At 37.2% G+C, this 12,432-nt stretch carries 10 protein-coding genes; 4 read left to right on the top strand and 6 right to left on the bottom strand.

Annotation, left to right across the window (positions count from 1 at the left end; genetic code table 11):
- From IO68_RS31955 to IO68_RS31940, 4 genes are all read right to left on the bottom strand, one after another.
- Nucleotides 1-957: BapA/Bap/LapF family prefix-like domain-containing protein (locus IO68_RS31955; RefSeq protein ID WP_023014216.1), on the bottom strand; the 957-nt coding region annotated here is incomplete at its 3' end.
- A gap of 693 nt (nucleotides 958-1,650) precedes the next feature.
- A complete protein-coding gene (locus IO68_RS31950) occupies nucleotides 1,651-3,150 on the bottom strand; it encodes a cation:proton antiporter (protein ID WP_004876920.1) in 1,500 nt (499 codons plus the stop codon).
- Nucleotides 3,151-3,429: 279 nt separating this feature from the next.
- Nucleotides 3,430-4,323: a neutral zinc metallopeptidase gene (locus tag IO68_RS31945; protein ID WP_023014215.1), complete on the bottom strand. Its 894-nt coding sequence runs from the start codon at nucleotides 4,321-4,323 to the stop codon at nucleotides 3,430-3,432.
- 35 nt (nucleotides 4,324-4,358) lie between these two features.
- On the bottom strand, nucleotides 4,359-5,282 hold the full coding sequence (locus tag IO68_RS31940) for a DUF808 domain-containing protein (protein WP_007484114.1): 924 nt from the start codon (nucleotides 5,280-5,282) through the stop codon (nucleotides 4,359-4,361).
- Nucleotides 5,283-5,446: 164 nt separating this feature from the next.
- Here IO68_RS31940 and trpS point away from each other — a divergent pair, with 164 nt between their 5' ends.
- From trpS to IO68_RS31920, 4 genes are all read left to right on the top strand, one after another.
- On the top strand, nucleotides 5,447-6,460 hold the full coding sequence (gene trpS / locus IO68_RS31935; protein ID WP_004876928.1) for a tryptophan--tRNA ligase: 1,014 nt from the start codon (nucleotides 5,447-5,449) through the stop codon (nucleotides 6,458-6,460).
- A 405-nt stretch (nucleotides 6,461-6,865) separates the two neighbouring features.
- The gene (locus IO68_RS31930; RefSeq protein ID WP_023014214.1) at nucleotides 6,866-7,510 is read left to right on the top strand and encodes a YqiJ family protein; all 645 of its coding nucleotides are present in this window, start codon (nucleotides 6,866-6,868) and stop codon (nucleotides 7,508-7,510) included.
- Between the two features lie 29 nt (nucleotides 7,511-7,539).
- The gene (locus tag IO68_RS31925; protein ID WP_023014213.1) at nucleotides 7,540-9,249 is read left to right on the top strand and encodes a flotillin family protein; all 1,710 of its coding nucleotides are present in this window, start codon (nucleotides 7,540-7,542) and stop codon (nucleotides 9,247-9,249) included.
- Nucleotides 9,250-9,313: 64 nt separating this feature from the next.
- On the top strand, nucleotides 9,314-10,039 hold the full coding sequence (locus tag IO68_RS31920) for a hypothetical protein (protein ID WP_023014212.1): 726 nt from the start codon (nucleotides 9,314-9,316) through the stop codon (nucleotides 10,037-10,039).
- A 270-nt stretch (nucleotides 10,040-10,309) separates the two neighbouring features.
- Here the strand turns inward: IO68_RS31920 and sucD are convergent, their stop codons facing one another.
- Nucleotides 10,310-11,200 carry a succinate--CoA ligase subunit alpha gene (gene sucD / locus IO68_RS31915; RefSeq protein ID WP_003655479.1) on the bottom strand — a complete coding sequence of 297 codons (891 nt, stop codon included), beginning with the start codon at nucleotides 11,198-11,200 and terminating at the stop codon, nucleotides 10,310-10,312.
- A gap of 12 nt (nucleotides 11,201-11,212) precedes the next feature.
- A complete protein-coding gene (sucC, locus tag IO68_RS31910) occupies nucleotides 11,213-12,379 on the bottom strand; it encodes an ADP-forming succinate--CoA ligase subunit beta (protein WP_004876938.1) in 1,167 nt (388 codons plus the stop codon).
- Nucleotides 12,380-12,432 lie beyond the last annotated feature (53 nt).

Here is a 12,432-nt window from a genome sequence, read left to right as displayed (position 1 = left end):
TGCTGTACCTGTAATTGGATCATTTTCATTAATTGGGTTAATCACCGGAGCATTCGGAGCATCGACATCAACAGAGTAGCTTTGCGTATCAGTAACCGTACTACTATTGCCAGCAGCGTCAGTAAACTTAACATTCGCTTCAATTATTTTATCGCTATCAGCTAATAATCCACTACCTGGAACCACAACGCTCCATGTGCCATTGGCAGCATTAACAGTTGCTAAATAACTCACACCATTCACAATTACAGTCACAACAGTAGTAGCAGCATCTGAAGGAATGTTCGTTAAAGTACCAGTAATGGTTACATCACCTGCTGATTCAGCAGCATTCAAAGTATTATCATCTGTAACAGAATCAACTGTAAAACCAACATTGTCTGTATTTGGTGGTGTCGTATCACCGTTATTATTATTGTTATTATCACTTCCGCCACCACTAGCAGCAGCAATAATACCACCAGCAACCAAAGGAATAGCCCACAACCATGGGCTCATTGATGCATCATTGTATAAAAGTGGTTCTATAGATTGAATAGGTTGAAAAATTACATCTGATACTGGTGCTTCAACAACTTCAGGAAGAGCTGCTGGGGTTTCTTCTAAGTAAACAGCACCTTCATTGTCGGAATCCGCATCTGCGTCTGCATCTGCGTCTGCATCAGCGTCACTTTCACCCTCTTTGAATTTAGCCCAAACTAACTGACCGTTTTCATCTTGGATAACAAGACTATTATCTAGATTATTTTCTGGATTAAAGAAATTTTGAACAACAATTGTTTCTCCGTTTTTCAAGAAAACAATCGCATTCATACCGTCTTTTTTAATTACGACAATATCCTTTAACGGAACCTTTATAAGAACTACTGAAGGCTCAGAAGGTAGAGTCGTAGTATTTTCCATTGTATTAGAAAGAGTTTTATGACTTTCCTTAGAAATAATTTGAATTTCAGACATGGTCTATTCCTCTGATTATTTATTAATTCTTGTGTATGTATATTTGGTTAGTTTAGCAATCATTTCCTATACCTCTTAGAATCTAAATTAAAATCAATTTTTGTTAAACATATCACAAAAAAAATTTACAAAAATGACAACATCATCATAGAAAAATAGTCAATAAAGCCTAATAAACGACTAATTGATAAATAAAACTATCTAAATATTTTATTTTTTTTAAACAAAAATACTGCCAAAGTATTTATAAAAATTTATATTTATCCCTTATACATTAAAAAACAATATATTATAACTAAATATATCAAAAAATAATTTTACTACATGGTAAAAATTAAGAATTATTTACTATCTTTTTCAACCATTCAATTAGCTGTATTTCTTATTTTTTTCTAAAAATCAATCGTTTTTTCCCATAGCAAAAATATCTCTCTATAGTATTAAATTTACTCATAAATTTATTAAAAAAATTTAAGCAAAAATAAAAAGATATACTAAAGTCTTAAATAAAAGCACTAAAAACATCAGAAATACTTATTTTCAATTAATTCACATTTAATAAAACCAATAATTAGTTGTGCTAAAATTGACAAGTTCAATTTAGGTACTAAATTAATTATTTTTACTGTTTAATAAATTTTAAAATACAAATAAATTTATTAAAAATTCCAAATAAGAACCTGTTAATTTTAATTAAAAATTTTGGGGATTCTGAAGTCGTTCAACCTCTTTAACTTTTTCCGGATGGTAAATTTCTGTCAATTCATCATCAGACTTAATTGTTGTTATTCGTTCTGGATTATAGATTTTAATAGACTCTTTTCCACTTTCATCTTCACTCACAATATATTTAAAGCCGCGTCTGTTCATTTTATTACAGAGACGTTGATAGAAGCCTTTTACTCCTTCTGTTTCTTCATTGGGATTAAAATAAAATGCATTCATTACTGCAGGTAAGCCAAGCCCACAGACCACACCGGACAGTAATACGCTGATAAATGTATATCCAATTAAAATACTGCTATATGGACTGAGTGCAGGTACATTCGCAACAGCGAGAATCAAAGCAAGCGAAATTCCTCCACGTACACCACCCCATGAAAGAATCGTTAAACTGCCGTTATAGCTTTTATTTCTGAATGACGGAAACAGTGCAAATGCTGCAAAATTTGCAGCAAAGCGTGACAAGTGCAAAATAAGAAAGGCAATAATTCCACCAATAATTAAATTGGCACTTAGATCAAGGATAAAGAGCTCTAAACCTATTAAGGTGAATAAAAAAGAATTTATGATCCCTTCTACAGCATGCCAAAAATGATTGACCTCTCTAATCTCGCGTTGTTCTCTAAACTCTTGCCATTTATTTCCAACAATCAATCCGCCAATCACACAAGCAATTGGTGCAGATGCATGTGCAAATAATGCGACCAAGTAAGATCCACTCGCTAGTAATGCAGTCGTTAGAATCAAAGACTCCATTTCGTGCTTTCCGCGTAAGAGACGCAAAATACCGAAACCAAACGCAAAGCCAATGATGACAGCGACAAAAATCTCGTATAGCAAAGTTTCAATCGTTGCCAATAGAGAGAAATGCTCACCTTGTAAAACTTTCAGTAAAGTCATGAATAAAGCAATACACATTGCATCATTAAATAATGATTCACCTTCAAGCTTAACAATTAGATGATGTGGCGCTCGAATAGAACTCAAAACTCCTTTGATTCCAATCGGATCAGTTGCACCTAAAGCAGCACCGAGTAATAAAAGCACTGACATTGGCACTGAATAACCTACCGCCCATTGGAACAAATAAAGTAGACCAGCATAAATAACTGCACACAAAACTAGTGCAATAGTCGCCAAGATGCTGATTGGTTTCCAATAATTTTTAAGATCAGAAATTTTAAACTTCAATGCAGAAGAAGTAAGAATGAAACAGATAACGCCATTGATGAGGAAGTCATAGAAATCAATTTCACGGACAGCCGATTCAATATTGTGAATATTAATCGTAATAAATTGATTACCATTCAGTAGACTTGCACCCCATTGTAAAATGAAGACAAAAATTGCTGAGACAATAGGCACACCAATTGCTTGAGGAAATCCAAGTACGCGCTTATTAAAGATGGTAGTGGCAATTGAAAGCGTAAAAACAGCGGTCAAAGCTTGTAAAAGAAAGAAATTACCCATGCTACCCCTTGTTATTACTTATCGCGCACGACGATTTTTCCAAATCAAACTGTTTAGATTTCGCGGTGGAATTCGTAACTCATCAATTTATTTACCGTCAATTACTGAAATAGAATTTTTATCTAAGACATCTTAGTTCTTATTGAAATAACAAATATGAGTCTATAGATAGACACATCATCTAAGTTCAGTATTTATGACAATTATTTTACTGAACTTTTATTTTTTATTCGTATAACTTCGGTATGGAAATCAAAAGCAGAACACCTTTGGCTCTGCTTATTTGAATGTATTACACTGATTAATATCACCCGATTTAAGTCCTAGCTCAAACCAATGCATACGTTGTTCACTTGTACCATGAGTAAAACTATCTGGTACGACTTGCCCAGTAGCGCGACGCTGTAAATAATCATCACCAATTTTTTCAGCTGCATCCATGGCTTCCTCAATATCCCCCTGCTCCAAGAATTGAGTCCGTTGCTGATTTTGATGTGCCCAAATTCCAGCAAAACAATCAGCTTGCAACTCTAAGCGAACTGAGAGTTGATTGCCCTCGGATTGACTTGCTTGCGAACGAGCTTGTTGGACTTGTCCAGAAATACCCAACAAATTTTGAATATGATGACCTACTTCATGTGCAATCACATAAGCTTGGGCAAAATCCCCAGCCTGATCTTGTCTGGAAAGTTCAGTTTGATTCTGCTCTCCAGAAATTCCCATCTGCTGACGCATATCTTTAAAAAATGAAGTATCGATGTAAACTTTTTGATCTGCTGGACAATAAAATGGCCCCATTGCTGCTTGAGCAGTACCGCAACCTGAACGAACAACGCCACTAAATAAAACCAGTTTTGGTGGCTTATAAGTCATACCAAGCTGTTGAAATACAGGCGTCCAAGTATCCTCTGTATCCGCAAGCACAGTACCGACAAAGTCTCGTGCTTCTCTCTGATCGTCAGTCATATTTTGCGGCTCACCTCCCTGTTGAGCTGATTGTGCATTTGTAACTGCTTGTGTGGCTTGATAAGCCTGTTGAGGATCAACTCCGAAGAATTTCCATGCAACAAATGCCACAACTAAACCAATAATACTAATACCACCCGCTTTTGCTCCGCCACCACCACGACGATCTTCGACATTGGTGCTCACTCTACGACCTTTCCAACGCATATCTATTCTCCAATTTATGATGATGACGGTTTATTTTATGCTTTAGCTTTTGGCCATGCTTTTTTTATTAAACTAACAATAAGCAGCACAATGATACCTGCCGCAAAACCAACACCTAAGTTGATTAATGTCGGGGTTAATGCGCCAATAATCGAACCAAAACTTGGTATCAGTTCTAAATGATCGACAGTTTCTTCAGTGAAATGATGTAACAGTGGAATGGTATGACTAATAATACCTCCCCCCACTAAAAACATCGCAACCGTACCAACAATAGATAATGTTTTCATTAAAACTGGTGCAAAAGCCAGTAAACCACGCCCAATTTTATTTTTAAATTCAGATGCTTGTTGTGTTAAATATAAACCTAAATCATCAATCTTAACGATCATTGCAACAAAGCCATAAACACCAATGGTCATGACGATCGCAATAATACTCAATACTGTCACTTTAGTCATAAACGCTGCTGATGCAACTGTACCTAACGAAATCACCACAATTTCAGCAGATAAAATAAAGTCTGTACGAATCGCACCTTTTACTTTTTCTTTTTCAAATTTTGCTAGGTCAACTTCGACTTCCTGTAGCTCTTCACTCGCTTCTTCTGGTGTTTTGGCTTTTTTATGGTAGAGAGAATGTATAACCTTTTCCACGCCCTCATAACATAGAAACAGACCACCAAGCATTAATAATGGATTAATCAACCAAGATGCGACAACACTAATTAAAAGTGCTAATGGGACAAGAATAAGCTTATTAACAAATGAGCCTTTTGCGACACTCCACACCACAGGAAGTTCACGATCAGCACGAACACCACTGACTTGTTGGGCGTTGAGAGCTAAATCATCACCTAATACACCAGCCGTTTTCTTTGCTGCCATTTTACTCATGACTGCAACATCATCTAAAACTGTTGCAATATCATCTAGTAACAGTAATAAACCACTCGCCATTTTTATTTCCTAGTTTATATTTATCAGGCTATTGTAGAATTACTCAATAATTTCACAACATTATTTTAATAAAAGTTGAAGCAATCGCTGACGAAAAAAATTTATTTCCCGTACAATAATGCCAATCTATATATTTATGAAATAACTGAATCTTGGAACATATCATGAGTAATGCTGATCAACGTCCAATCATTTTGACAGGCGACCGCCCTACTGGACAACTTCACCTTGGCCACTTTGTTGGTTCATTACGTTCTCGTGTAGGTTTACAAGACAGTCATCATCAACATCTTTTATTAGCAGATGCCCAAGCACTGACTGATAATGCTGACAATCCAGATAAAGTTCGTAATAACATTCTTCAAGTTGCTTTAGATTATTTAGCGGTTGGTATCGATCCAACTAAAACAACAATTTGCGTTCAGTCATGCTTGCCTGCACTGAATGAGCTCACAATGCTTTATCTTAACTTCGTGACTGTTGCACGTTTAGAACGTAATCCAACCATTAAATCTGAAATTCAAATGCGTGGATTTGAGCGCGATATTCCAGCAGGTTTCTTATGCTATCCAGTCGCTCAAGCTGCTGACATTACTGCATTTAAAGCAACTGTTGTTCCTGTTGGTGAAGATCAAATTCCAATGATTGAACAAACCAATGAAGTAGTCCGTCGTGTAAACCGCCAAATTGGGCATGACCTGTTACCTGAATGTAAGGCTTTACTCTCAAATATGGGGCGTTTACCAGGTTTCGATGGTAAAGCAAAAATGTCTAAATCTTTAGGCAATACGATAGTGTTAAATGCTTCTGATAAAGATATCAAGAAAGCGGTCAATGCAATGTACACCGATCCAAACCATTTACGTATTGAAGATCCTGGTCAAGTTGAAGGCAATATCGTATTTACTTACCTTGATGCCTTTGATCCGAATAAAGAAGAAGTTGAAGAATTAAAAGCACATTATCGCCGCGGTGGTTTAGGTGATGGCACAGTGAAAAAGCGTCTTGAAGGTGTGTTAAAAGAATTGATTACACCTATTCGCGAACGTCGTGCTGAATTAGAAAAAGATCCTGATTACATTATGGATGTACTTAAACAAGGTACAGAAAAATGTCGTAATATCACGCAGCAAACTTTAGATGAAGTAAAAGATGGATTAGGCTTATTTAAATTCTAATTTACGTTACTTTTACTCTAAAAAAGCCCATTTGTTGGGCTTTTTTATTTAAACCATTGATTTAAGTTTAATTTTAGAACTATAAAGATCGATTAAATAACTAACACTTTTTGTCACTTATTAACATCTATTAACAGTAGTTAACATGAATACCTATGAACTTAGTCAAGTTTTTTAATAATATAGCGATGTAGGTTAGGTAACACTAATCTCATGACATTTCTCCTTTCAACCGAAACTGTTTTAAACAGATTCGTTGTTCAACGCAATGACAACCCCAATCATTGCGTTTTTTTTTGCCTAAAGAATATGTCTGTAATAGGTTGAATTTTACACTTGATACAATTACTCTTATAAGCAATTTATTTTTATAAATATTTTTAGAAAAACATAAGAGAACGACTCATGATTTGGGATTTATTAATACACCCGTCAAACATAGTTTTCAGCATTGCGTTATTGCTATGTTTGTTTATTGGCATGCTTGAAGTGATCTTATTGTTATTTGGTGGAAGTAGCAGTTTTATAGATCAATTTTTACCAGATAGTCTAACTGATGTTGATCATGCAGATGTTTCGATTGATCAACCTGAGAACTTATTCACTCAACTATTAGAGTGGTTATATCTAGGAAAAGTCCCCCTTCTCGTTTGGTTAATCATTTTCCTGACTGTCTATGCGCTAACAGGCTTAATTATTCAAGATATTTTCTTTAATTTTACTGAACACTATCTTTCTGCATGGATTATTGCACCTACATGCTTATTTCTATCAATGCCTATTGTGCGTTTCAGTGCTGCACTTATTTCTAAAATGATTCCTAAAGATGAAACGACCGCCATACATTCTGATGATCTGATTGGTCGAACTGCTCACATCGTTTTAGGTGAAGCTCGACCAAACTCCCCTGCTCAAGCCAAAGTTAAAGATCAATTTGGTCAAACACACTATGTATTAGTTGAACCTGAGCAGGATATTGTTTTCCAACAAGGACAAGATGTTATTTTGACACAAAGAACCAAAATTGGTTTTCAAGCTATTGCTAGTTAATTTTATATTTATTACACGAGGGTCTTTAAATGTTTAACTCAGCGCTCACTGAGATTTTAATAATCACAGGCGTTATTTTTGCTGCATTAATTTTTATTGGGGTCATTGTTGCCCGCTTATATACACGTTCTAGTAAAGAAGTTTCTTTTGTTCGTACTGGCTTCGGTGGTGAAAAAGTGATTCTGAATGGCGGTGCAATTGTACTGCCAGTTTTACATGAAATTATTCCTGTAAATATGAATACCTTACGCTTAGAAGTTAAACGTGCAGCAGATCAAGCACTTATTACCCGTGACCGTATGCGTGTCGATGTGATGGCTGAGTTCTATGTCCGTGTTAAGCCTACAGGTGAATCTATTGCGACTGCTGCTCAAACATTGGGTAGAAAAACGATGTCTCCTCAAGAACTAAAAGACTTAGTTGAAGGTAAATTTGTCGACTCACTTCGTGCTGTAGCAGCTGAGATGGCTATGGAAGAGTTACATGAGAAGCGCGTTGACTTCGTACAAAAAGTTCAACAAGTTGTCTCTGAAGATTTATCAAAGAATGGTTTAGAACTAGAAACAGTTTCTCTTACAGGTCTAGACCAAACAAGCTTTAAATTCTTCAATCCACAAAACGCTTTTGATGCTGAAGGTTTGACTAAACTCACAGAAACTATCGAAGACCGTCGTAAGAAGCGTAATGACATCGAACAAGATACTGATCTTGCGATTCGTGCGAAAGATTTAGAAGCAGAACGTAGAAGATTAGAAATTTCTCGTGAAGAAGAATACGCAAAACTGCAACAAGAACGTGAAATTTCGATTCGTAGAGCCGAGCAACTTGCTGAGATCGCATCCCAAGAGGCTGGAAAAAAACGTGAAGCAGAAGAAGCACGTATTGCCGCAGAACGTGAAGTCGATTTGAAAAGAATTGCTGCTGCACGTGATGTCGAGAATGAAAATATTCAAAAATCACAGCTCATTGAAAAAGCGCAAGTTGAACAGAAGAAAACCATTGAACTTGCTGAACAAGATCGTGCGATTGCAATTGCAGAAAAATCTCGTGCTGAGTCAGAAGCCAAAGCACAAGCTGACAGAGCTCGTGCCGAAGCAGTAAAAGCAGAAGAAGAAGTTGTGACTGTACGTGAAACTCAACGTGCAGAACGTCAAAAAGCAGTTGAGTTGGTTGCTGCCAAACAAACAGCGGAAAAAGATGCAATTGCGATTACCGTTGCAGCTGATGCTGGTAAGAAAGCGGCTGCCGATGAAGCTGAAGCAATCCGTATTGCTGCTGAAGCTGAAGCAGAGAAAGTTCGCTTAAAGGCAAAAGGTGAAGCAGATGCGAAAGTATTGCTTGCACAAGCTTTAGAGAAACAATACCAAGTTGATGCTGAAGGTGCGCGTGCAGTCAATGAAGCGGCGAATACACTTTCTGCTGAACAGGTTGAAATGCAAGTTCGTTTAGCAATGCTCAAACACTTGCCTGAAATCATCCGTGAAAGCGTTAAACCAATGGAAAATATCGATGATATTAAAATTCTCCAAGTGAATGGTTTAAATGGTTTTGCAGGTGGAAGCAGTGCATCTGGAGAAGTTGCAGAAAATGGTCAAGCATCTTTATCTGACCAAGTCGTGAATAGTGCCCTACGCTATCGTTCGCAAGCGCCTTTGATTGATAGCTTAATGAATGAACTTGGCCTACAAGGTGGTGATATTAATGGTCTAACCCAAGGGTTAAAACCAAAGACTGAGTAAGCATTTTGATCTAAAAAGAGCCTTTATTATGAGGCTCTTTTTTATATAAAAAGAAGGAATAAAAATGGGTACACATGGTTTTTGTGCAGGGACACTTGTTCATACAGAGCAAGGCTTAGTTCCAATTCAAGAGATTAAAGTTGGGGATATGGTGTTATCGAGTCCTAAAGATAGTGACAAAGATGTTCCTACAGAATACAAGCGAGTAACTAAAACATTTAAATCACCAGAAAAGCAAAGGATTATCGCTGTAGCTATTCCCTCATTAATCAGCGAGTATACTTTAGATAAAGATTATCTAGATGGTCATTGGGTGCAATCACAGCAAATAAAAGATCTTCCACGTTATGCAGAAAAATATGTTTACTGTACAGCGAATCATCCATTTTGGACACAAGAAAAAGGATGGATATCTGCAATTGAATTAGCTGTATATAAACAAGGGAGTTTTAATGGAAACACATTGATTAATTATAAGAGGGATTTAATTTCTACTGATTTAGCTTATACATTTTCAACGCCATTACTAAGAACAACTATTCCAGAACTTGCAGTGAGAGTTGATTGGCAAAGTCAGATCCCATCACCAAACATTATTCATAACATCATCGATTTTAGTTCGGGTAAGCCGGTTCTTCTCACCAATATCCCTAAACTTCCAGCACATTTAGTTGAAGACCAACACACTGATTGGTCTCAAGATCATATCCATTTACCTGATAATGCGAACGATCCAATGGTTAAACAATTTAGCGCTGAACAACATTTTTATATCAATGGCGATGCATAGACTATGAACAGGGACGCTTTAAAGAAAATGAATATGGTGAGTATGTAGACCCTAATTATGATGCTAACTGGACAATTGATGAAAAAGAAGAAGATGATCGTAAATATAGTGAAAACTCTTATTATATGACAATTGTTTATAATTTTGAGGTAGAAGAATATTCTACCTACTTTATTGGTGAACAAGGCCTGTGGGTACACCAATAGTATTCCCAATAAAAAAACCCCAATGTCTCCATTGGGGTTTTTTTAAAGATTAAAATCTAACGTATTACGCTAAACCTTTTTCTTTTAAAACTTGCAACATAGTAGAACCAAGCTCAGCTGGGCTACGCGTGTAAGCCATTCCTGCACGTTCAAATGCAGCGAATTTTTCTTCAGCAGTACCTTGACCACCAGAAATGATCGCACCAGCGTGACCCATACGCTTACCTTTAGGTGCAGTTACACCAGCAATGTAACCTACTACAGGTTTAGTCACGTTAGATTTGATGAATTCAGCAGCTTCTTCTTCCGCTGTACCACCGATCTCACCGATCATGATGATTGCATCAGTATCTGGATCGTCTTGGAACAATTGAAGCGCTTCGATCTGGTTCATACCTGGGATTGGGTCACCACCAATACCGATACAAGTAGACTGACCTAAACCAAGCTTAGTTGTTTGAGCAACAGCTTCATAAGTCAATGTACCTGAACGTGAGATGATACCAATACGACCTGGTTGGTGGATGTGACCAGGCATAATACCGATCTTACATTCACCTGGAGTGATCACGCCTGGGCAGTTAGGACCAACTAAACGAGTACCGTTACCGTTCGTTTCTAAGTAGCGTTTTGCTTTAAGCATGTCGATCGTTGGAACACCTTCAGTGATCACAACGATTAGACCAACACCTGAATCAACCGCTTCAACAATTGAGTCTAAAACGAATGGAGCTGGTACATAGATTACAGATGCATCAGCATTTGTTTCACGTACAGCTTCTTTCATTGTGTTGAATACTGGTAGGTCAAGGTGAGTTGTACCACCTTTACCTGGAGTAACACCACCAACAACTTTTGTACCGTAGTCTAAAGCTTGTGCAGAGTGGAAAGTACCGTTTTTACCAGTAAAACCTTGTACCAATACTTTAGTGTCTTTATTAATTAATACGCTCATGATTGATACTCCTTAAGCTTTAACTGCAGCTACAACTTTTTCTGCGGCATCAGATAAACCGTTCGCAGAAATTAATTTCAAACCAGATTCATCAAGTAATTTAGCACCTAGCTCAGCGTTGTTACCTTCTAAACGAACAACAACTGGTACAGTTACATTTACTTCTTGAACCGCTGCAATAATTGCTTCAGCAATCATGTCACAACGTACGATACCACCGAAGATGTTGATTAAAACACCTTGAACAGAAGTATCAGCAAGGATAATTTTGAACGCTTCGATTACGCGCTCTTTCGTTGCACCGCCACCAACGTCAAGGAAGTTTGCAGGCTGGCCACCATAAAGTTTGATGATGTCCATGGTTGCCATTGCAAGACCAGCACCGTTAACCATACAACCGATGTTACCTTCTAAAGCAACATAGTTAAGATCAAATTCAGATGCTTTCAATTCACGCTCATTCTCTTGAGATTTGTCACGTAAAGCCGCAACTTTAGGTAAACGGTAAAGCGCGTTAGAGTCGATACCTACTTTCGCATCTACACATAAAATATCGCCATTTTCACGAACTGAAAGTGGGTTAATTTCAAATAATGCAAAGTCATTTTCTACAAATGCTTGGTAAGCAGCGCCCATAATTTTTACAAATTGGCCCACTTGCTTGTCTTTCAAACCTAAAGCAAACGCAACTTCACGTGCTTGGAATGGTTGTAAGCCAACTAATGGATCAACTTCAACTTTGATAATTTTTTCTGGAGTTTCTTCCGCAACTTTCTCGATTTCTACACCACCTTCTGTAGAAGCCATGAAAGTAATACGACGGCTAGAGCGGTCTACAACTGCGCCTAAGTAAAGCTCACGCTCAACTGGGTAAACGTCTTCAGCAACGATGATGCTGTTAACTGGTTGACCATTTGCATCTGTTTGATACGTTACTAAACGAGTACCAATGATGTTGTTAGCGAATTCGATTACGTCTTCTTTTGATTTTGCAACTTTAACACCGCCAGCCTTACCACGACCACCAGCATGAACTTGCGCTTTCATTACTGCGAATTTACCACCAAGCTGTTCAAATGCAGCAACGGCTTCGTCTGCATTTGTTGCCAAGATACCTTCTTGTACTGGCATGCCATATTCTTTCAATAATGCTTTAGCTTGATACTCATGTAAGTTCATTTAGTTACCTACTATGTTGTTTGTAGTGATACAGTCTAGATTTTCTTAAAACC

Origin of the sequence: Acinetobacter sp. COS3 (assembly GCF_000475335.1) — a bacterium.
In the GTDB taxonomy this organism is placed as follows: Bacteria; Pseudomonadota; Gammaproteobacteria; order Pseudomonadales; family Moraxellaceae; genus Acinetobacter; species Acinetobacter venetianus.
Note: the sequence above shows the minus strand (reverse complement) of the source record. Positions and strands in the feature narration are given on the sequence as shown.

Coding starts and splice junctions, on each gene's coding strand:
- IO68_RS31950 (WP_004876920.1), bottom strand. CDS start 3,150: ATGGGTAATTTCTTTCTTTTACAAGCTTTGACCGCTGTTTTTACGCTT.
- IO68_RS31945 (WP_023014215.1), bottom strand. CDS start 4,323: ATGCGTTGGAAAGGTCGTAGAGTGAGCACCAATGTCGAAGATCGTCGT.
- IO68_RS31940 (WP_007484114.1), bottom strand. CDS start 5,282: ATGGCGAGTGGTTTATTACTGTTACTAGATGATATTGCAACAGTTTTA.
- trpS (WP_004876928.1), top strand. CDS start 5,447: ATGAGTAATGCTGATCAACGTCCAATCATTTTGACAGGCGACCGCCCT.
- IO68_RS31930 (WP_023014214.1), top strand. CDS start 6,866: ATGATTTGGGATTTATTAATACACCCGTCAAACATAGTTTTCAGCATT.
- IO68_RS31925 (WP_023014213.1), top strand. CDS start 7,540: ATGTTTAACTCAGCGCTCACTGAGATTTTAATAATCACAGGCGTTATT.
- IO68_RS31920 (WP_023014212.1), top strand. CDS start 9,314: ATGGGTACACATGGTTTTTGTGCAGGGACACTTGTTCATACAGAGCAA.
- sucD (WP_003655479.1), bottom strand. CDS start 11,200: ATGAGCGTATTAATTAATAAAGACACTAAAGTATTGGTACAAGGTTTT.
- sucC (WP_004876938.1), bottom strand. CDS start 12,379: ATGAACTTACATGAGTATCAAGCTAAAGCATTATTGAAAGAATATGGC.